Below are 21,594 nucleotides of genomic sequence, written 5' to 3'. Positions count from 1 at the left end.
CCTGGCACGACCAATGCGGATGACGACACCGGCACAAGCCCGGTAAGCAGTGTGTTCTAGCTGTCCAGCACGTCGGCGAGGGTGGTGATCGCCAGCTCCCAGAGTTCGGCGAAGCGGGCCGCCTGAGCTTCCGTGAAGAGCGCGGTACTCCAGCGGAAGTTCGTCGTGAGCGCGGAACCGTCGGGTGTGGCGCCGATGCCCGCGATGACGTCTACCGCGTAGCGCAGGGGTAGGTCCGGTTCCGGGTCGAGTGGGAGTGCGGTGTCGTGTTCGCCGACGAGCAGCGACCAGGGGTCGGTTTCGTTGCCGCTCAAGTCGATTCGGCCGAGGTAGTTGAACTCGACCTGGGGTTCGGCGGCGGTGCGGAGCTCCGCGGAACGGTTGACGTAGCGGAGGAGGCCGTAATCGAGGCCCTGGTTGGGGATTTCGCGTAGGTGAGCGGAAACCGAGTCGAGCAGGGTACGAGCGGCGGCGGGGTCTGCTTGGGCGCGTGCGACATCCACCGCGTTGTCGCCGACGCCGAGGCGTACCGGGAAGACGCTGGTGAACCAGCCGAGGGTGTTGGCCGTGTCGGTGCCGAGGGTGGTGTCGGCGCGGCCGTGGCCTTCCATGGCGATCAATGCGCCTGCGGCCGGGTCGTTTCCGTTGTCGGCGTGCAGCGAGGCCATGGTCATGGTGAGGGCGGTGAGGAGGAATTCGCGGACGCCCTCGTCCTTGCCGACGCGGTTGAGCAGACGTTCGGTGACCGCTACCGGAGTCGCTACCGTGCTGACCCGCAGGCTCGACCAGGTGTCGGTCGCCGGGGCGGGGTGCCGGGAGCCGAGTGCGGCATCGGGTTCGCGGACCTGTGTGGTCCAGTAATCGCGCTGAGCGAGGACTTCCGGTTCGGACGCGCGCTGCCACATGGCCTCGGACCACTGTCGGTACGAGGTGAACTCGGGCAACATCTTCGGCGTCACGCCGGCTTGGATCTGCTGCCAGGCGGCGGCCAGTGCGTCGAGCATGATGTGCCAGGACACGACGTCGACCGCGAGGTGGTGCACGGCGAGCAGCAAGATGTCCCCGTGAGCACGGGTGCCACCGACTGAGATGGGCGCGTCTTCCGGACCAGGCGTGGCGGCACCCTCGATCTCGGCCGCACCGTGGGCGTCGGCGGTCGGCTCGGTACCCGCGAACCACACTGCCCGAACCATTCCGCCGGCCAGCGGGTCGATCGCGTCATTGGCGATTCGCGCGTATTTCGTGATGGCCGTGTCGAGTTCGGCGCCGCTGAGCCCTCGCGGCGCTTCGATAACGAGGTCGGCAGCGTTCGCAGCACCGGGGGCGCGCGTGATCATGCGTGGGCCGTCCGGGGTATCGGTGAGCACCGCACGCAGGGTGTCGTGTGCGTCGAGCAACGCCTGGAGGGTGGATTCCAGTGCCGCACGGTCGATTCCGGTGGGCAGACGCAGCAGTGCGGTCTGGGTGAAACGGCGGTAGTTGCCGTATTCGTACATCCAGGAGACCACCGGCAGCGGCGGCACCACACCGTAGGCGTCGGCGCCGGACTGCGCGGCGGCGGCCGGTGCGTCATCGACGGCGGCGGCGAGTTCACGGATAGTCGGGCAGGCCAGCACCATTCGCGGATTGAGGGCGAGGCCGCGACGACGGGCCTTGTTGACCAGCGAGATCGCGACGATGCTGTCCACGCCGAGTTCGTAGAAGTCGGCGTCGATGCCAGGGGCGCGGCCGTCGAAGAGTTCGGCGAACAGTTCGCTGAGCGCGATCTCGGTGGGTGTCTCGGCGGCGGCGTTGCTGTGAGCGACCGACAGCGACTGCTCGGCGAGTTCGTTCAGCGCGTGACCGTCGAGTTTGCCGTTGACGTTCACCGGCAGCTGGTCGAGCACGACGATGCGCGCGGGAATCATGTACGCGGGCAGGCGTTGCGCCAGATCGGCGCGCACCCGGCTCACGATCACGGCGCGACCGGCCTTGCCGACGACGAAGCCGACCAGCGACGCACCACCGGCACGGCGCACCACGGTCACCGCGGCGGTGTCGATATCGGCGGAGCGACGCAGCGCGGTCTCGATCTCGCCGACCTCGATGCGATAGCCGCGCACTTTCACCTGGGCGTCGGCGCGCCCGAGGTAGCCGAAACGGCCACCGGGAAGCCGGCGCACGAGGTCGCCGGTGCGGTACATGCGCTCACCGGGGCGCGTGGGGTCGGCGACGAAACGGTCCGAGGTGATGGCGGGTTTGCCGAGGTAGCCGCGGGCCAACTGCACGCCCGACAGGTAGAGCTCGCCGACGATGCCCTGCGGGACCGGTCGCAGCCGGGAGTCGAGGACGTAGCCGACCATGCCGCCGTTGGCGGTGCCGATCGTGGGGATCTCCGAGGTGGCCACGGGTGCGACCACGGCTTCGACGGTCGTCTCGGTGGGGCCGTAGCAGTTGTACACAGCCGTCCCGGGCAGGGCGCGCAGTCTCGCCCACAGCGCGGTGTCGATGGCCTCGCCGCCGAGGGCGAGCACCGACAGTTCGCGGTCGAGCAGGCCCGCTGCCGCCAACTGCGCGAGCATCGACGGGGTCGTGTCGATCATGTCGATGTCGAATTCGGCCATGCCCGCGACGATTCGGTGCGCGTCGCGCATCTCCTCGGCATCGAACAGGTGCAGGGCCTGGCCGGCGAAGAAGCCGACCATCGGCTGCCAGGAGGCATCGAAGCCGAGCGACCAGGCGTGGGCGATCCGTAGCGGTCGGCCGAGCTTCTCCATGGCCGGACGGTAGAAACGCTCCAGGTGATCGGCGAAGTAACCCGCCAATGCCGCGTTGGTGCCGACCACACCCTTGGGTTCGCCGGTGGAGCCGGAGGTGAAGATGATGTAGGCACTGTGGTCGAGTTCGCGATGCACGGCGGGTGCCTGCGCGGGCCTGGCCGCGACCCGCGCCACGACGGCGGGCTCGTCGATCGCCAACACCGGCACTGAACCTCGATCGTCCGTGGTGTCGGCGAGCGCTGCCGAGCCGAGGCTGTTCAGCCGACTCGTTCCGGTCTCCGATCCGGCGGACGGCGAATCGAACACCGACTCGCCGAGCAGCGTCCGATCTTTGTCCAGGACGACGGCGAGCGCCGGGTTCGATTGGCGCAGAATCGATTCGATCCGAGCGGCCGGGAGCGTGATGTCGACCGGGACGTAAGCAGCGCCTGCGGCGAACGTCGCGAGGATGGCGACGATCGAACGGTGGCCACGCGGGAGCATGAGGGCGACGACGGCTTCCGGGCCGACGCCGTTGGCGGCGAACTCCCCCGCCAACCGGCAGGCTTCGTCGCGCAGGGCGCGGTAGGTGAAAACCTCGCCGAAAGTGGTGGTGAGGGCGATCGCGTCCGGGCTAGCGGCCGCCTGCCGCTCGAACAGTTCCCACGGGGTGGCGGTCGGCGCCGCAGTGATATCTGATGCGGCGCTCCGGAGTTCGGCGTGTTCGGCCTCGGTGAGCAGGTCGATCGACTCTGTAGTCGCGGTGGCGTCGAGGGTCGACAGGGTGCGCAGGACGGTGAGCATCCGGGACCCGAGGTCGGCCGGATCGAGGTGACCGAGGAGGGCGGGAATCGCCTCGACCAGGACGAGGAGCTCGCCGTCGCTCAGGTGGGAGACCACCGTGAGCGGGTAGTGGGCGAGGCTTTCCATCTCGATCGGGCGGAACTGCGCGCCGTCGGGGGCGGTGACCGTCTGGATGGCGTCGTCGATGGGGGCGTTCTCGAAGACGAACAGGGTGTCGAACAGGGCGCCGTGCCCCGCCGCGCGCTGCAGGGTCGACAGGCTGAGGTAGCCGATGTCGCGCATGGTGGCCGAATCACGTTGCAGGCGTGCGCATTGCGCGACCACCGGCTCGGCGGGATCGAGGCGGTGCACGACCGGGACGGTGTTGATGAAGAGTCCGACCATGCCTTCGACGCCCGCGAGCTTCTCGGGGCGGCCGGAGATGGTGGTGCCGTAGACGACATCGCGACGGTCGGTGATGCGGCCGAGCAGAAGCGTCCAGGCGAACTGGACCGCGGTGTTCAGCGTCATCCCGTTGCCGCGTGCCCACTGCTGCAACTGTTCGGTTTCGGTGGCGGACAACCGGAGTCGCGTGGTCTCCGGAACCGCGGAGCCGCGCTCACCGGTGCCGTCGGCCAGCACCAGCGGTGCGCTGACCTGCTGCAGGTACTCGGCCCAGCGGCGGGCCGCGGCGTCGTGGTCCTGGGCACCGAGCCAGCCGATGTAGTCACGGTAGGGACGGGGCGCGGGCAGACCGTCGAGGGTGCCGCCCGCCCGGTAGACGGCGAGCAGTTCGGTGAAGAACACCGCGACCGCCCAGCCGTCCATGAGGATGTGGTGGGCGGTGAGGATCATCCGCTTGCGCGGCGCGGGCGCGTCGGTGACGTCGAGCAGCAGCACTCGCAGTGCGGGACCGCGACTGAGCACGAACGGGACGCGGCGCTCGGATTCGGCGATCGAGTCGAATTCTGTGGACAGCGCAGACCGTTCGGCCCACGGCAGCTCCGCGCGCGAAGGAATGATCTGCACCGGCTTGGGCACATCGGTGTCCCAGAACGCGGCCCGCAGGTTCGGATGACGGTCCAGCATGGCCTGCGCGCTGCGGTGCAGCAGGTCGGTGTCGAGCGGGCCGTCGATATCGACCACGAATTGCATCGTGTACAGGTCGATCTCGGTACCCGTCAACCGGGAAAGGGAGAACAGCCCCTCCTGTAGCGGGCTCAGCGCGAGTACGTCTTCGATCTGCGGCGCACTCATGCTGCGTCCCTTCCTAACTGCTCGTTCATCCCGACGTTCGTGCTCATCCCTGTGCGGACCAGGCGGCCGTCAGCGCGGACAGGGCGTCGGATTCCAGGCCCGACGCGCTCATCGGCGCGTGCGAAACCTGTTCGGGCTCATCGGCTCGAGTCGCGCCACCGGCGGCGGCGTCGACTGCGGCGGCCAATTCGGTGATCGTGGCGCACTCGAAGACCATCTGCGGCGACAGCGGCAGGCCGAGGGCATCGGCGCGGGCCGACCACTGGATGGAGATGACACTGTCGCCGCCGAGGGCGAAGAAGTTGTCGTCGCCGACGACCTCGTCGATCTCCAGCAGTTCCTCGATCAGGGCGATCAGGGTGCGCTCGGTATCGGAGTCGGTCGCGGCACCGGCGGCGACGGCGCTCGCCGCTATCGGGGCAGGCGGGGCGAGCAGGCGCTCGAGATCCGCGGCAGGCAGCACCCGCAGGTCGGCGACCGGTAGGTCGGGTGTCTCAGCGAAAGCGCGCAGCGTGGCGGCGAGCGCGTCGGCGATCAGCGCGGCTGTGGCCGGGTCGTACAGATCGGCGTTGACGACGACGCGCACATCCATGCCGCCCTCGGCGGTCACGTTCAGGCTCAGGTTCAGATCCAGGAACGAGACGTCGAAGTCGGCGGGCAGCACGGTGACGGTGGTTTCGCCCGAGGAGGCGAACGGCAACGTGGTCGGTGCCCAGTCGGCGCCACGGAAGTGGATCATGCTCTGGAACAGCGGGTTCCGTGAGCGTGAGCGACGCGGGTTGAGCGCTTCGACCAGTCGCTCGATCGGGAGCTCCTGGTGGGCATTGGCGTCGAGCACCACATTGCGCGCCCGAAGCACGGTGTCGTGCAGGGTCGGCGCGTTCGACAGGTCGTTGCGCAGCACGACCATGTTGGCGAACAACCCGATCATGGCCGTTGTCGCCGGATCGGTGCGCGCCGCGACGGGAGTGCCGAGGGTGATGTCGGTGCCACCACCGAGGGTGTGCAACAGGGTCGCGACCGCGGCCTGGCACACCATGAATTCGGTGGCGCCGCTGCGGATCGCGAGCGATTCCAGCCCGGAGCGCACGGTGGCGGGCAACGAGAAGTTCACCACTTCACCGCGCTTGCCGAGCACCGGCGGACGCTGCCGATCGTGGGCGACCGCGATCTCCTCGGGGACGTCGGCGAGCGCGCCACGCCAGTAGTCGATCTGGTCGGTGGCGAACGCGCTCGGCGCGGCCTGGTCGAACAGTTCGCGCTGCCACAGCGCGTAGTCGGCGAACTGGACCGGCAGTGCCGCCCAGTTCGGGGCGCCGCCCAGCTCGCCTCGAGCACGGTAGGCGGTGGTGAGGTCGTCGAGCAGCACGCCGAAGGACGCGTGGTCGGCGACGATGTGGTGCACGAGCAGCGAGAGCACGTGGGTGTCGGCGTCGAGGACGAGCAGTTCGGCGCGGATCAGCGGCTCACCGTCGAGGGTGAAGTGGTAGTCGGCGATCTCGGCGAGTGCCTCGGTGAGCTGGTCGGACGCGATCTCGCGCACCGGCAGCGGGACCGGAGCGACGGGGTGCACCACCTGGTAGGGCACGCCGTCGTGTTCGGGGAACGTAGTGCGCAGCGACTCGTGCCGAGCGACCACGTCATCGAGTGCGGCACGCAGCGCCGCGATGTCGAGTGCGCCGTCGAAGCGCATGGCCAGCGGCAGGTTGCCGACCGAGCCCGCACCCTCCATCCGATACTGGAACCACATCGCCAGCTGCGAGTACGACAGTGGAACGCGCTCGCCACGCGGGCGCCCACCGATCGCGGGGCGGCTGGTGTCCGTGGTCACGGACTCGCTCTCGGTAGCGGCGGGGGCGTCGTCGAAATCGTTGTCGACGGCGTCGAGGTCGATGTCGAATTCGGCCAGGAAGCGGGCGACCAAGTTCGCGGCGAGGGCAGCGGGGGTCGGGCTGTCGAAGACGACGCGGACGTCGAGTTCCACGCCGAATTCGGCGCGGACCTGGGCTACCAGCCGGGCCGCGAGCAGTGAGTGGCCGCCGAGTTCGAAGAAGGAGTCCTCCGCGCTGACCTCGTCGAGGCTGAACAGAGCGCCGAACAGAGCGCAGACCTTGCGCTCGGTGGCCGTGGCGGGGGCGCGGTGGGTGCGCACCACGGCGGGGGTCGCCGCGGGCAGGGCGCGCTTGTCGAGCTTGCCGTTGACGGTGAGCGGGATCTCGGGGATCACCGCGAACGCGCTGGGCACCATGTATTCGGGCAGTCCGCTTGCCGCGAACGCGTGGACCTGTTCGAGGTCGACGGTGCCCTCGGCGGGCACCACATAGGCGGCCAGCATCGCGCCGATGGCGGGGTCCTCGGTCACCACGACAACACAGTGGGCCACGGCGGGATGCGCGGCGATCGCGGCTTCTACCTCGCCGAGTTCGATGCGGAAACCGCGCACCTTCACCTGCTCGTCGGCGCGACCGACGAACTCCAGCTCACCGAAGTTGTTGCGGCGCACCAGGTCACCGGAGCGGTACAGCCGAGCGCCCGGGGTGAACGGATCGGCGACGAAACGCTGGGCGCTCAGCGCGGGCCGGTCGAGGTAGCCGCGGGCGAGCTGCTCACCGCCCAGGTAGAGCTCACCGACGACGCCGTCGGGCACCAATTGGAGCGCCTCGTCGAGGACATAGGTGTAGACGTTGCGGTTGGGGATGCCGATCGGCACCACGCCGGTACCCTGCGGGCCGGAGACCGGCATGTGGGTGGAGCACACCACGGCTTCGGTGGGGCCGTAGTGGTTGCGCAGTTCGGCGTCGAGGGTGTTGGCGAAGCGGTCGGCGACCTCGCCGGGCAATGCCTCGCCACCGACGGGGATCTGGCGCAGCGACTGCCATTCACTGATCTCGGGAAGCAGCAGGAAGGTGCTCAGCATCGACGGCACCATGTGCAGCACGGTGACCTGGCGGCGGCTGATCAAGTCGGCGACGTAGCGGATGTCGCGGAAAGCGTTGGGCTTGGGCACGATCAGCTGCGCACCGACGGTCAGCGTGATCGCGATGTCGACCAGCGACGCGTCGAAGCTCACCGACGACGACTGCATCAGCCGGTCGGCGGGGGTCATGTTCCAGTCGGCGGTGAAGCAGACGATATGTTCGGCGATCGCGTTGTGCGGCACCGGAACACCCTTGGGCTTGCCGGTGGAGCCGGAGGTGTAGATGACGTAGGCGAGGTTCGACGGGCGCAGTGGGCGCAGTCGCTCGGCATCGGTGGGTGCCGTCACGGGCAGCTCGGACGCCGTCTCCTCCGCGGCGGCCAATTCGACCGCCCCGAGCAGTAGTCGAGGATTCGCGTCCTCGACCAGGTACTCGATGCGGTCCTCCGGGTAGGCCGGGTCGATCGGCAGGTACGCGCCACCGGCCTTCAGCACCGCGAGCACGGCGACGATGAACTCGACCGAAGTACCGAGCCGAAGGCCGACGATGTCTTCGGTGCCGATGCCCTGCTCGATCAGCCAGTGCGCCAACCGATTCGCGCGAGCGTGCAGCGCGGCGTAGGTGAGCTCCACATCATCGGAGACCAGCGCCCGCGCCTCGGGATCGGCGGCCGCGGCCGACTCCAGCAGGGCGACAAGGGTTGTCGCCTGTTCGTCGACGAGCACGCCGTGCGAACGGTCGAGCAGCGCGGCGCGGTCGGCGTCGCCGAGCATGTCGAGATCGGCGAGCCTGCGCTTCGGGTCGCGCAGGGCACTGTCGAGGAGGCGACCGAAATGGACCAGCAGCTGGTCGATGAGGGCATCGGCGAGCACGTCGGTCTGATACTCGGCTTCCACCACCGCGCTGCCGTCGGCCTCGAGCACCACGGCGAAGGCCAGCGGCACCTGCGCGCTCGCCGCGCCCAGTTCGAGCTGGGTGGATCGCACGCCGTCGATGGCGAAACCGTCGGCGCTCTTGCGCACGCTGAAGCCGAGGCGGACCAGCTGATCCATGCCGTCGCGTCCGGCGACACGGTCCGGATTCGCTTCACGGACAACACGATCGATGCCGACCCCACGGCGTGCGAACGAACCGGTGCAGGTGTCGCGAACGCCGGCGACCAAGGTGGCGAAATCGTCGCGGCCACCGATTCCCGCGCGCAACAGCAAGGTGTTGCCGAAGTAGCCGATGAGCTGTTCGGTGCCGACGGGACGGTCGGTCACCGGGATGGAGACCAGGAAGTCGTCGGCGGCGGTGTAGCGGTGCACGAGGGCGTCGAAACCGGCGAGCAGCACCATGAACGGGGTCGCGGCCTGCTCGCGCGCGAACTGTTCGGTGCGGGTGACGAGGTCGGCGGGCAGCCGGTGGGTGCGGCGACGGGCGTGCCTGCCCGCGCCGACCGAGGCGGCGCCGGGGAGGTCGAGCGGTTCGGGCAGCGGGCGAAGGGCGTCACGCCAGTAGGCGACGTCGTCTTCGGCGGGCTCGGCAGTGGGCGCGATCGCGGCGAACTGCACCGTGTCGGGCTGGGAGCCGCTAGCGGCCGCCGGGCGGTCGGCGTTCGACGCGGTGCCTAGCCGGTAGGCGGCGTTGAGTTCGGCGAAGAAGATGGCCCAGGAGTCGTCGTCCCAGCAGATGTGGTGGATGGTGAACAGCACGACATGCTCGTCGACGCCGGTGCGGATCAGCGTGGCACGCAGCGGGAGCTCGGTGCCGAGGGCGAACGGGCGGGCGAAGTCACGCTGGGCCAGCACCTCCACCCGCAGGTCGCGACCCGACTCCGCGAGCTCGGTGACGTCGTGGGTCGACCATTCGGCGCGGGCATCCGTGGCGAACACCTGGAACGGAGTGCCGTCGACATCCGCGCCGTAGGTCGTGCGCAGGATGTCGTGGCGCGCCACCACCGTGTCGAACGCGGCGTGCAGGCGGTCGGCGTCGAGCGGGCCGGTGAGGCGGTAGGCGACGCAGATATTGAGGGCGGTGTCGTCGGCGTCGCGGGTCTGCAGGAACCACATGCGGCGCTGGCCGGGGGTGAGCGGGCGCCGCTCCCCCGCCGGGATCCTCGGCACCTCGACGGGTTCGGCTTGCACGACCGACATGCCGCGTTCGCGCAGCTTCTGCTGCAGCAGCAGTTTGCGGCGTTCCGCGACGGACAGGGTGGCTTCGGTGTCAGACATGTTCTTCGGCCCCTCAGCCCTGGTTGGTGTTCTGTGCCATGAGCAGCACGACATCGTCGAGCGATGCGCCGCCGAGAATCGCCGCGACCGGCAGATCGCGATCCAGCTCCGCCTTCACGCGCTTGCGGAAGTCCAAAGCCTGCAAGGAATCGAGGCCGAGTGCGACCAACGGCATGGTGGCGTCGATGGATTCGGCACTGTCACCGCCGATCACCTTGAGCAGTTCGGTGCGCATGCGCAGGTCGAGCGGGAAGCTGTCGATTGGTGCGGCAGCGACGGGAGCGGGTGCGGCGGAAGGAACCACGTCGGCGGGTGCTTGTGTCACCTGCGGTGTCCGCGTCGCGGATTCGAGGCCGGTGAGCACGCTGGCCTGTCCGAACGCCCCGAGCACCTCGCGCAGGAAGTCCCAGTCGGCGGCGATGATCATGCCGTCGCGAACCGGCGCGGCCAGTCCGGCCTCGATCGCGTCGGCGGGCACCATCGGGAACACGCCCGCCTCTTCGACCCGGGCGAACCCGGCGTCGTCGAGCGGACCGGCCACACTCCACAGACCCCACTGCAGGCTCGCGGCGGCGATGCCGTGGGCGCGGAGTCGGCGGGCCGCCACGTCGAGCATGCGGTTGGTCACCGCGTACAGAACCTGCCCGCGTCCGCCCAGCGTCGCCGCCATCGAGGAGCACAGCAGGACCCGGCAGTCCACAGTCAGCGCGACCGCGTCGATCAGGTTGTCCAGGCCGCGCAGCTTCGCGGCGGCGGCGGTGCGCACGGCGTCGCCGGTGATCTGCTCGAGTTCGGCGTCCACGTAGTTCACCGCGGCATGGATCACCAGATCCACGGGGCGGTGGGCGATCTCGGCCCCGAAGGCGGTCGCGGCGTCGATGTCGCTGACATCGCAGGACCGCACCACGATCTCGGTCGTGCCGATACCGCGCAGCCGAGCCAGTTCCGGTGCCAGCGCGTCGGTTTCGCCACTGCGGCTCAGCAGCGTGACCCGGCCCGCACCCGTGCGCGCCAGGTGATCGGCGAACCGCAGACCCAGTTGACCGGTGCCGCCCACGATCACCACATGATCGAGATCCGTGTCCAGCGAGCCGGTTTCGTCGGTCGTATCGACGACCAGCCGCTTCACGAACAGCTTGCCCGTCCGCAGCGCCAACTCGGCCTCACCGCTCGAGTGCACCGCGCCGACGATCTTGGCGGCTTGCGCGGGCGCGGATTCGCTCGCGGCGAGGTCGAGATGGCGGAAGTGGATGCCGGGGTGTTCGATGCCGACACTGCGGAATCCGGCGCTGACGCCCGACTGGAACAGTCCGGGAATCGGGTCACCGTCGTGCACGGTCTCGCCGCCTGCGGTGAGCAGCCAGCACTCGCCGCCCGGTCGCAGCGCGGATAGTGCCGGGGCCCAAGCACGTTCGGCATAGAAGTCGACCAGCGCGTCGATCGCATCGGCACTGTCGTCGTCGGGGCTCGGCGGAAGCAGGACGATCACGGTGTCGGTGGGCAGTTCATCGCCGCGTCCACCCGCGGCGACAACGCGCGCCTCGGCGCCGTGGCGGTCCGCCGCGGTGACCAACGCGGCGGCCAGCTCGGCGCATTCGCCCGTGTGGTCGACGATGAGCAGGTGACGCGGCGCGGTCAGCGCGCGACGCTGTAGTGGCGTCCACTGTTCCACCAGCCGTTGGGGTTTCGGGGTGGTGACGGCGAGTTCGGCGGGAGTCTCGTTGGTGCCGAGGGGTGCCCAGAGACGCTTGGGGTTGGTGACGGTGTGCGGGAAGTCGCGCAGCGGGAGGGTGACGGTGTCGTCGACTCGCAGCGCGTCCCAGCGGTAATCGATGTCGAGAACGGCGACCTGGGCGAGGTTGCGAGTGAACTCCGACAGGCCGTCCGCTGTGCGCAGCGAGGTACCGAGGACACGGAAATCGCGCGCGGGCAGGCCGGGACGGTTCGGGACGAGGCCGAGGTTCTCCTGGATGGCCAGTTGCAGCACGGGGTGCTCGGCGACCTCGATCAGCAGGTCGACGCCGTCACTGCCCGCGCTGACCACGGCCCGGTCGAACCGGACGCGGTTGCGCAGGTTCCAGAACCAGTACTCCTCCTGCTTGAGGTCGGGGGTGATCTTCTCGCCGAGGGTCGCGCCGTAGCAAGCGATCTCGGACGCGGTGAAGTTCGGTGTGCTCATCTCGTCACCGAGGAAGCCCTCGAAATCGGACCGCACCTCGGCGACGATGGAGGTGTGTGCCGGGAAGGCGACCCGGATCTCCCTGGCGAACTGGCCGCGCGCGGTGGCCGCGGCCACCAGATCGACCACGGCGCCGCGTTCACCGGAGATGGCGATGATATGCGGCGAGTTGACGACGGCGAGTTCGGCCCACCCCGAGTGCCGCGCCATCAGCGCTTCCACACTCTCGCGGTCCATCCCGAAGACCGCCATCGAATAGCCGCGCGGGGAAAGCCGGTCCGCGAGCAGGGCGCGATGGGTCACCGCGAGCACCGAATCACGCAGCGTCATCACGCCGGAGACCGCGCCGGCGGCGAGCTCGCCCTGGCTGTGGCCGATGGTCGCGTGCGGATCCACACCCGCCGCTCGCCACAGCGCGGCCAGGCCCGTCATGTGGAACATCAACGCGGGCTGCACTTCCCACACCGTGTCCTCGTACTGCCCCTCGTGCCCGAGCAGATAGTGCAGCGGCTGGGAATGCCCGAAGCGTTCGGCATGGATGGCGGCGCACTCGTCGACAACCGCGCGGTAGGCCTGCGACTGCGCGTAGAACACCGCGCCCATCCCGGGCCGTTGACTGCCCTGACCCGGGAAAACGAAGCCGACCCGACGCGCGCTCGCCGGGACGTCGCCGTGCACGACCAACGCGTGGTCGGCGCCGGTGGCGATGGCGTCGAGGGCGGAAAGCAGCTCGTCTGTTGCCCGCGCCGAGGGCGCTGCGGCCTGGTCGGCTCCCGCGCCCGAGTCGGTATCGGCCGCGACCGACGGCGAGGCCAGGATCACGGCACGGCGGCGACGGGCCGAACGGGTGCGGAACAGCATGTCCGCCAACCGTTCCGGAGTCACCTCAGGATGCGCGGCGACGTAGTCGCGCAGCGCGGCGGCCTCGACGCGCAGGCCGTCGACACTGTCGGAGGACACCAGCACGGGAACGCTGCCGTCCGGCAAGCGGTACTCAGCCATGGTTGGTCTCCTCCAGCACCGGCAGGCCGACGATGGCGTGCGCATTGGTTCCCGCGACACCGAACGAGGACACCGCGGCGTAGCGCAGGCCGTCCGCACGAGGCGCCCAGTCGGTGAGTTCGGCCGCCAGCCGCAAACTGGTCGCGTCCCAGTCGATGTCGGTGGTCGGGGCGTCGGCCCACAGGCTCGGTGCGATGGCGCCGTGCGCACCGCACAGCAGCACCTTGATCAGCCCGAGCATCCCCGAGGCCGCCTGGGCGTGGCCGGTGTTGGACTTCACCGAGCCCAGCAGCGGGCCGTCGGTGCGATCGGGATTGCCGTAAGTCGCTGCCAACGCGGTCAATTCGAGCGGATCGCCCACGGCGGTGCCGGTGCCGTGGCCTTCGATCAGGCCGATGTCGTCGGCACTGATTCCGGCCGCGGCGACCGTGTCCGCGATCAGCCGCTGTTGCGCGCTCGCGCTGGGTACCGCGATCGGGGCGCCCGCACCGTTGTGGTTCACCCGCGAACCGAGCAGCTGCCCGTAGATCCGGTGGCCGAGCGCCTTCGCCCGGGATTGCCGTTCCAGCACGACGACTCCCGCGCCTTCGGCCCACAGGGTGCCGGTCGGGTCGGCGGCGTAGGAACGGCAGTGGCCGTCGGTGGCCAGGGCATTGTTCTTGGAGAACTCGTAGAACGCGCCGGGCGAACCCATCACGCACACCCCGCCCGCCAGCGCCCAGTCGCACTCGCCCGCGCGGATCGCCGAGGCCGCCTGATGCACGGCGGTCAGCGACGACGCGCACGCGGTATCCACGCTGATCGAAGGACCGACCAGGCCGAGCCCGTGCGAGATCCGCCCGGCCACCGCACCGAGCGCGGTGCCGGTCGCGCGGTAACCGCTGTACTCGTTCACCGAGCCCACCCGGGGCCCGTACTCGGCCGCCGAGACACCCATCCACACACCGGCCGAATCACCGTCGAGCGCGCCGGGATTGATGCCCGCGTGCTCGAGCGCGCGCCAGGCCACCCGCATGGCCACCCGCTGCTGCGGATCCATCGCCACCGCTTCGCGCGGTGTGATGCCGAAGAACTGCGCGTCGAACTCGGTGGCGCTGTCGAGGAATCCGCCCGCGTCGCGGACCGGTGCCCAGCCCTCGAGCCTGCCGAGGGCGAACAGTTCGTCGAGCGGCCAGTCACGGTCGCGCGGGAACGGGCCGATCAGCTCGCGCCCGGAGGCCAGTGCCGACCAGAAGTCGGGCAGTGTGTCGACGCCGCCGGGGGCTTCGACGCCCATCCCGACGATGACGATGGGATCGGAGTTCATCGCGCGAGCGCCTTGCCGACGAGCGCCTCGGCGATGCCGTCGATGTTCTCGTCGAGGTAGAAGTGGCCGCCCGCGAACAGGTTGACCTCGGTCTCGGCGGTGCTGCTCTGGTCCCAGCCGTAGAGGTCGCGGGGGCCGACGAACGGGTCGTCGTCGCCGCCGAGGACCAGCACGGGTGTCGCGACAGTCACCTCGGGGCCGCACGAATAGGCATCGAAGGCACGGTAATCGGCCTTCAAAACCGGCAGCGCCATCCGCATCACCTCACGGCTGGCCATCACGTCGGCACCGGTTCCGTTGAGCGCGGCCATGTGGTCGAGCAATTCATCGTCTTCGGTGGGATGGCCGGGGAGCTCGGCGATTCGGTGCGGTGCGGCGGCCGCGGAGACCACTAGCAAACGCACAGGCAACCCCGCGGCTTCCGCCAAACGCACGAACTCGAACGCGACGATGGAGCCCATGCTGTGGCCGAAGACGGTCAGCGGTGCGCCGGTGTCGCGGGCGGAGTCACGGAAGGCGTCGAAGGCACCGGCGGCCAGCTCGGGCAGCGTGTCGGCGGCGGCTTCGCGCGCACGGTCCTGACGGCCGGGGTACTGCACGATCACGGTGTCGAAATCGGCGGCCATACGCTTGGCGAACACCCGGTAGGCCGAGGCGCCCGCGCCCGCGTGCGGGAAGACGATCAGCGGCGGTAGGGAATCGGTCCTGGGGGCCTGAAATTGCCTGATCCAGCCGAGTTCTCTTGCCATGTCGCTCTCCCTTACCGGCCGCACAACGCTGCGCTACCGTTTCGCACTGTCCAACGCCGCGCTCGCGCACGGGCCCGCCCGGCGCGGTCGTCCGGGACCGGGGTGAATCCTGTTGCACCCGAATCCGACCGGACTCGTGGACCGCCCGCTACTACCGGGCGATCGGTCGGGCAACAGTAACACCCGGCCATTAGTATAGGCTAGCCTTACCCATCGAGGTGACCAAGGTTACGATTGAACGGAGCACCGAGTAGATGAACCCCGCCGGGACCCCCACCGCGCTGCCCCGCGAGCAGACCGATCTGCCCGCCGAGGTGGCCGCCGCGCCCGCGCCCGCGCTGCCCGTTTTCGCGGCGCCGTTCAGCCTGCGCCTGGCCGATCCCGACGGCACAGACCCCGAACTGCTCGCCGAATGGATGGCCCGCCCGCACCTGCTCGAATCGTGGGAACAGGACTGGGATGCCGAGCGCCGCCGCGACAACTTCCGCGCGCAACTGGCCGGAACCTATTCCCGCCCTTGCATTCTCAGCCTGGACTTCGCCCTGCTCGGCGAGCCCGAACTCGGTGTCCGCGATATCGCCTACCTGGAGTTCTACCGCGCCGCCAAAGACGAGATCGGCCGCTTCTACGACAGCGATCCCAGCGACATCGGCTTCCACATCGCCACCGCCGACACCGCGGTGATCGGCAAGGGCATCATGTCCGCCTGGATTTCCTCCATGACCACCGCCGTCTTCGCGGCCGATCCCGATTGCCGTCGCGTGCTGGGCGACCCCGACCACCGCAACGTGGCGATCGCCCGCAGCCTGGCCAAGGCCGGGTTCCAGATGATCGGTGAGATCGACGTCCGCCCCGATCGGCGCATCGCGTTGCAGTACGTGCCGCGCACTCCGGAAGACGTAGTCGCGCCGCGCTGAGCGCGAACACCAGAGCCCCTTCTCGTCGACTTCTCGACCAGAAGGGGCTCTTTGTCTGTGCTCAGCGAGAGATGGCGGCGGCTCGCGCACGAGCGGGCACCGTCTGCAGCACTCGGTCCGAAAGCTCGCCGAGGCAACTGAGGTTCGGGAACCCCGGCCCCTGCGCCATCGCGGCCATATTGGGGAGATAGAGCTTTCCGCCGAGCCCGGTGACGGCCAGGTCGTAGCCGATCGACGATTCGATCCGCGACTGCGTCAACGCTCCGCCGACTGCGAGTTCGAGCAGGTCCGCCGTGCGCTGATCGAACATCTCGAGGAACCACAGCGGCTGGCCGCCGGTGGCATCCACCACCAGATCGAAGTTGTGCACCTGATCGGCCCGCAACTCGTTGCTCAGCGTCAGGGCCAGCGATTCGCCCTGCGGCGCGATCTTGGTGACCCGGCCCTGCAGGTGATGAACGCGGTTGTCGCCCAACAGGCTCTCCTGCACGCGCACCGAGAACACCCCGCGGTCGGTGCGCCGGATCACGTCGCGGCGTTCCTGAATGCTCAGCGCCGCCCACTTCACGGGATCGCTGAACAGCGAGTTCTCGAAGAAGCTCTCGCCACGGGTGTAGAGGGTGGCCAGCGGGGAGATCACCGAGATGGTGAGCATCTCGTGGCGAACCAGCTCGTCCAGCGCCGAGCCGCCGGTCTCGCCACCGCCGATCACCGCGGCGCGCGAGGCGGCGGGCAGCGTGCGTTTGCCCGCCCTGTCCCAGAATTCGGCGATGCTGAGCACGCGCGGATGGTCGATGAGGGCGCGGCTGCTGCGGCCGGGGCCGGTGATCATCAGGCCGTCGGCGGTCAGTTCGCTGCGCGCGCCGTCGGCGTCGACCACATCGACCTGCCACTGCTCGCCGTCGCCGTGGCTGATGCGCTCCACGCGACCGAGCACCAGCTCGAGGTCGATGGACTTCGCGACCCACTGCAGGTACTTGGCCCACACATGATGTTGCGGACTGGGTCTGCCGCGGTCGATCCACTCGGCGTAGGTGCCGTGTTCGATCAGGAACGTGGTCCAGCTGAAGGCGGACATCGCATGGTCGATGTCGTGGTTGCGGCCGCGCGCCCAGGTGGAGTGGTACGGGAAGCCGATGTCCTTCTCGGGACTGGTGCCGAGACGGTGCTGTCCATCGGTCCAGCCGCCGGTGGGCAGCCAGTTACCGCCGACGGCGTGCGCCTCGACCACGACAACGCGCGGAGCGGGCATTCCGAGCGAGCGCAGAACGTGCGATTTAGTCGCCACCGCAAGGGCTTTCGGCCCCGCGCCGACTACCAGGAGGGTTTCCACCGGTTCGTTCTCCACTCTCTTACGCACCAGCCCATATTTGCATAGGCTTACCTTATTTAACCACCGGAGCAGACAAACAAGTGTCGTTAGGCTAACCTAACGCCCATGGGTAAGGGATTGAATGGTCTGATAACCAAGGCCTGGGGCGGTGCCGACTACCGGCTGACGGTGACGTCCAACGAACAGGTCACCGACAAGTTCGTCCGCATCGGCTTCACCGCGGGTGGCCTGCTCGCCGACCACCCCGTGCACCCGACCCAGTGGATCCGCCTGTGGATTCCCGACGCCACCAGCGACAAGCTGCACCACCGCGGCTACACCCTGGTCGACCAGAACCCCGACGCGGACACGATGAGCATCGACTTCGCCCTGCATGACGGTCCGGCAGCCGACTGGGCGCGCCGCGCGAAGCCGGGCGACCCGCTCGACGCCACCGTGCTCGGCTCGGACTTCCAACTGCCCGAGCAGACACCGAGCGAGTACGTCATCTTCGGCGACACCGCCTCCCTGCCCGCCATCAACTCGCTGCTCGACGCCATCGGCGACACCCCCGCGCGAGTCTGGCTGGAATGGCAGTACGAGTCCGACCAGACCATCCCGGTCAGCAACAAGCCCCACCACACCCTCACCTGGGTCCAGCGCATCGATGACGGCCGCCTGCTGCGCGAGGCCGCTCAGGAAATCACCTGCGTACCTGGCACTTACGGATGGGTCACCTGCGACGGGCACACCACCCGCTCGATCGTGAAGACCCTCAAGACCCAGCACGCCCTGCCCAAGACCTCGATCAAGTCGCAGGCCTACTGGAAGTGAGGTCATCCTCCGGGATGACCCGAACCGCACCCTGATGCCGATGCGGGCATCGTCGATTCTCGGCAAGCTGGTCGGATAGTCGCTCTCCGAGCTGACCAGACCGAATCGAGAGCCGTGTCCGCCGTCGATGCCGTGCTGTTGCTGTCCACCGTCGCGCTCGCGATCTCGCTGGTCGCCGCGCCCAGGTTCGGCAGGCGGGCGGCACCGTTCGTCTTGCCACTGCTGATCATCGGCGGTCTGGGGCTGTGGGTCCTCGATGGCTACTGGCACTGGTGGCCGCTCTACCTGCTGATCGCGCTGATGCTGGCATTCGTGGTGACCGATGTCGCGGGTGCCCGCCGCCGGGTGCCGTTCCGGATCGGGATCGGCGTGCTCACCGCCGTGGCGATACTGCCGTGGGCATTGCCACCGCAGCCGCGACTGCCCGAGCCCACCGGCCCCTATGCCGTCGGATCGGAGATCTTCCGCTGGGTCGACGAGCAGCGACCGGAGCCGATGACAGCAGCCGACGATCGGCGCAATGTCGTTGTCCAGGCGTGGTACCCGACAGAAGTCGAGTCCGGCAGGCAGTGGGTGTATCTCGACGGGCACGGCCGATTGCCGTCGCGGGTGTCCGGAATACCGGGCTTCTTGCTGTCCGACCACCACGTCGAGACCCATGCCACGGCCGATGTGCCGATCTCGGCAGCGAAGGATCGCTGGCCCGTTGTGCTGTTCTCCCCCGGCTACGGCGCACCGCGCGCCTTCTACACCGGACTGATCGCCGACCTGGCCAGCCGCGGTTTCGTTGTCCTCGCCGTCGATCACCCCTACGAATCGGCGGTGACCGAACTCGCCGACGGCACCATCGCCACCACCGTCGAGAACATGTCGGCCGACGACCCCGACGGCACCCGATACATGGCCGAGCGACTCGAAACCCGAACGGCCGACCTGCGCTTCGTGCTCGATCAACTCGCGCGCCCTGAGCTGCTCGGCCCGCTTGCCGACCGAGTCGACCTCGGAAACCTCAGCGCGGCAGGCCATTCCTTCGGGGGTGCCACCGCGCTGTCGGCGCTATCGACAGACCACAGGCTCACCGCCGCGGCCAATATCGACGGCACGCTCTACGGCGCACTGCCCGAGCGCTCGCTCACCCGACCGGTCCTGCTGATCGAGAGCGACAGAGCCGAGACCGGCCATTCCCAGAGCTATCTCGACGGCAATCGCAGTCTGCTGGAACGGCTGCGGGCGCCGGGGTTCCGGTACGAGATCAGCAAGGCCGACCATTACAGCTTCACCGACGTCCCCCAGTTCCTGGCCGCTCCAGCCCGTTTCGTCGTGACGAGCCTGGTCGGCGGGTCACGGGGCGCACCGGACACCCAACGCCTCACCAACGACATCCTCACGCCGTTTCTCCTCGGTAGGCACAGCGAGATCGCGCCCGCCGCGACGAACCATCCGGGGGTCGTCGGCGGACCGGTTGCGCGGTAGCCCGCGAGGCGGGTAGCTACGCGGCGGGATTTCGGCAAGGGTGGGGGCGGAAGTTGTCCCCTGCCCGCGAGGAGAACACCGTGTCCATTCTCGATGCCGCCACCCCGTTCGGCGCAGAGGTCGGTAAGCGGCTGGCCGTCGAAACCGTGATCTGGTTGACCACCGTCGGCGCGGACACCACCCCGCAGCCGAACCCGGTGTGGTTCCACTGGGAGAACGACGAGTTCCTCATCTTCACCATGCCCGAGGCCAAAAAGCTGCGCCACCTCGCGCACAATCCGCGGGTCGCACTGAATTTCAATGCCACCGATACCGGTGGCGAGGTTGCCGTCTTCACCGGCACTGCGCGAGTAGACGAACCGCCCACCGAGGACGAGATCGCCCACTACGCACGGAAATACACCAAGGGTTTCGTCGACATCAAGATGACCCGATCGGAATTCTTCGAGACCTACTCGGTGCCGATCCGCATCGCCCCGGACCGCCTGCGCGGCTTCTGAACTGCCGCGGTTCGTGCGCCGGATCCCGGCGAGTACTGTGGCGATCTCCGTCCGTATCACGGTGGGGAGCCGACATGCAGTTCAAACAGTCGAGCAAGCTCGCGAACGTTTCCTATGAAATCCGCGGCCCGATAGCCGAGCACGCCGCTCGACTAGAGGTCGAGGGACACCGGGTGGTCAAGCTCAATACCGGTAACCCGATGCAGTTCGGGTTCGACGCGCCGTCGGAGCTGCTGCGCGACATCATCGCCAACCTGCCGGCGTCGGCGGGCTACGTGACCTCGAAGGGGTTGCTGCCCGCGCGGCGCGCGGTGGTGCAGTACTACGAGGACCGCGGCGTGGACGACCTCGACATCGAGAACGTCTTCCTCGGCAACGGCGCGTCCGAACTCATCATGATGGCGATGACCGCGCTCATCGAGAACGGCGACGAAGTCCTCGTCCCCGCACCGGATTTCCCGCTGTGGACCGCCGCAGTGCATCTCAACGGCGGCAGAGCGGTGCACTACCTCTGCGACGAGGGCGCCGACTGGTATCCCGACATCGCCGATATCGCGGCCAAGATCACCGACCGCACGCGGGCCATCGTGATCATCAACCCGAACAACCCGACCGGCGCGGTGTATCCGACCGAGGTGCTCGAGCAGATGCTCGAGCTCGCCCGCCAGCACAATCTGATCGTCTGTTCCGACGAGATCTACGACAAGATCCTCTACGACGACGTGGCCCACACCGTCACCGCCTCGCTCGCGCCCGACCTGTTGTGTCTGACGTTCAACGGCTTGTCCAAGGCCTACCGGCTCGCCGGCTTCCGGTCGGGCTGGCTCACCGTCTCCGGGCCGACGCGTCATGCCGAAAGCTACCTCGAGGGTCTGACGATGCTGTCCGGGTTGCGGCTGTGCGCGAATGTGCCCGCACAGCAGGCCGTTCAGGCGGCGCTGGGCGGACATCAGAGCATCCACGAACTCACCCTGCCGGGCGGGCGACTACTCGAGCAGCGCGATCGTGCGTGGTCGGCACTCAACGCGATTCCGGGTGTGTCGTGCGTGAAGCCCAAGGGCGCGCTGTACGCCTTCCCCAAGCTCGACCGCGCGACCTACCGGATCGACAACGACGAGAAGTTCGTCCTTGATCTGTTGCTGGCCACCAAGATCCACGTCGTGCAGGGCACCGGCTTCAACTGGCCCGCACCCGACCACTTCCGCATCGTCACCCTGCCGCACGCCGATGAACTCGACCAGATCATCGGCAGGATCGGCGAATTCCTCTCCACCTACCAGCAGTAACATTGGCGGCTGGCGCCGCGGTTCTCGGCGCTTGACTCCACCTCTTCCCTCCCTACGGGCACTCCTTCGTCGCACCCTTCGGTCAGTCCATCGGCGGAGGCGCGCCGAGAACACCTCGGCGGTCCAG

The 21,594-nt window shown here is 68.7% G+C and carries 11 protein-coding genes; 5 read left to right on the top strand and 6 right to left on the bottom strand.

The window, feature by feature from the left end:
* Positions 1–56 precede the first annotated feature (56 nt).
* The 5 genes from IBJ82_RS11525 to IBJ82_RS11505 are packed head-to-tail and all read right to left on the bottom strand — an operon-like array spanning position 57 to position 15,145.
* Entirely contained in the window at positions 57–4,778 is a 4,722-nt protein-coding gene (locus IBJ82_RS11525) for a non-ribosomal peptide synthetase (protein ID WP_194825875.1), read from the bottom strand.
* 43 nt (positions 4,779–4,821) lie between these two features.
* Positions 4,822–9,909 (bottom strand): non-ribosomal peptide synthetase, encoded by a 5,088-nt coding sequence (locus IBJ82_RS11520; RefSeq protein ID WP_194825874.1) that lies wholly within the window; start codon positions 9,907–9,909, stop codon positions 4,822–4,824.
* A 13-nt stretch (positions 9,910–9,922) separates the two neighbouring features.
* Entirely contained in the window at positions 9,923–13,090 is a 3,168-nt protein-coding gene (gene nbtC, locus IBJ82_RS11515; protein ID WP_194825873.1) for a nocobactin polyketide synthase NbtC, read from the bottom strand.
* Positions 13,083–14,396: a polyketide synthase gene (locus IBJ82_RS11510; protein ID WP_194825872.1), complete on the bottom strand. Its 1,314-nt coding sequence runs from the start codon at positions 14,394–14,396 to the stop codon at positions 13,083–13,085. The genes nbtC and IBJ82_RS11510 overlap by 8 nt, the downstream gene beginning before the upstream one ends.
* On the bottom strand, positions 14,393–15,145 hold the full coding sequence (locus IBJ82_RS11505; protein ID WP_194825871.1) for a thioesterase II family protein: 753 nt from the start codon (positions 15,143–15,145) through the stop codon (positions 14,393–14,395). Before IBJ82_RS11505 ends, IBJ82_RS11510 begins: the two co-directional genes overlap by 4 nt.
* 254 nt (positions 15,146–15,399) lie before the next feature.
* Here IBJ82_RS11505 and IBJ82_RS11500 point away from each other — a divergent pair, with 254 nt between their 5' ends.
* Positions 15,400–16,062, top strand: coding sequence for a GNAT family N-acetyltransferase (locus IBJ82_RS11500; RefSeq protein WP_194825870.1), 663 nt, complete (start codon positions 15,400–15,402; stop codon positions 16,060–16,062).
* 61 nt (positions 16,063–16,123) lie between these two features.
* On the opposite strand, the gene IBJ82_RS11495 is transcribed toward IBJ82_RS11500, so the two are convergent.
* Complete coding sequence (locus tag IBJ82_RS11495) at positions 16,124–17,395, bottom strand: SidA/IucD/PvdA family monooxygenase (RefSeq protein WP_194826228.1); 1,272 nt, start codon at positions 17,393–17,395, stop codon at positions 16,124–16,126.
* A gap of 105 nt (positions 17,396–17,500) precedes the next feature.
* Here IBJ82_RS11495 and IBJ82_RS11490 point away from each other — a divergent pair, with 105 nt between their 5' ends.
* The 4 genes from IBJ82_RS11490 to IBJ82_RS11475 all read left to right on the top strand — a co-directional run bounded on the left by IBJ82_RS11490 (position 17,501) and on the right by IBJ82_RS11475 (position 21,467).
* A complete protein-coding gene (locus IBJ82_RS11490) occupies positions 17,501–18,208 on the top strand; it encodes a siderophore-interacting protein (protein ID WP_194825869.1) in 708 nt (235 codons plus the stop codon).
* A 114-nt stretch (positions 18,209–18,322) separates the two neighbouring features.
* Positions 18,323–19,681 carry a hypothetical protein gene (locus IBJ82_RS11485; protein ID WP_194825868.1) on the top strand — a complete coding sequence of 453 codons (1,359 nt, stop codon included), beginning with the start codon at positions 18,323–18,325 and terminating at the stop codon, positions 19,679–19,681.
* Between the two features lie 80 nt (positions 19,682–19,761).
* Positions 19,762–20,181, top strand: coding sequence for a TIGR03667 family PPOX class F420-dependent oxidoreductase (locus tag IBJ82_RS11480; RefSeq protein ID WP_194825867.1), 420 nt, complete (start codon positions 19,762–19,764; stop codon positions 20,179–20,181).
* 74 nt (positions 20,182–20,255) lie between these two features.
* Positions 20,256–21,467, top strand: a complete 1,212-nt coding sequence (locus tag IBJ82_RS11475; RefSeq protein ID WP_194825866.1) for a pyridoxal phosphate-dependent aminotransferase — start codon at positions 20,256–20,258, stop codon at positions 21,465–21,467.
* Positions 21,468–21,594 lie beyond the last annotated feature (127 nt).

This window comes from Nocardia sp. XZ_19_231 (assembly GCF_015355705.1).
Lineage (GTDB): Bacteria > Actinomycetota > Actinomycetes > Mycobacteriales > Mycobacteriaceae > Nocardia > Nocardia salmonicida.
Note: the sequence above shows the minus strand (reverse complement) of the source record. Positions and strands in the feature narration are given on the sequence as shown.